The organism is Calyptranema fuscum S582 (assembly GCF_055793305.1).
Window position 1 is genome coordinate 1 of the sequence record NZ_JBSLYH010000147.1, and the last position, 405, is coordinate 405.

Annotated in this window: 1 protein-coding gene; it reads left to right on the forward strand. The window is 55.6% G+C overall.

The genetic code is table 11. The features are described from left to right. Positions 1-111: 111 nt before the first annotated feature. The coding region (locus ACR6Z4_RS32255; RefSeq protein ID WP_479721408.1) for a DUF4277 domain-containing protein at positions 112-405 on the forward strand (294 nt) is incomplete at its 3' end.

Genomic DNA, 405 nt, shown 5'->3' on the forward strand with positions numbered 1-405 from the left:
CGGTTCGTTCGCTGATTTTAAGGGGGGAACCGGAATTATTGCCGATTGGCAGGGGTTGCAGGATAGGGAAAGAAGTTTTAGAGTTGACGGTTAAGCGTTGGACAAAGACTCATGGACGTTACGATCTCCGAGGTGACGTTTGAGCGGGTGGATGAGCTACCGATACTGCTGCATGGGCTGCACCAGTTGAAGCTAGCGGAGACGATTGACGCGGTGCTGCCGCGCCCGCATGGAGATCGGCGAGGGTTAAGTTACGGACAATTGAGCGTGCTGTTGGTGGCATTCATGATGAGCCAAGCAGAGCATCGGTTGTGTGCGGTGGAGGAGTGGGTGAAAACGCACCATCTCACGCTCAGTGGGATAACGGGATGGGAGATTGGGGAGAAGGATGCGACCGACGACCGC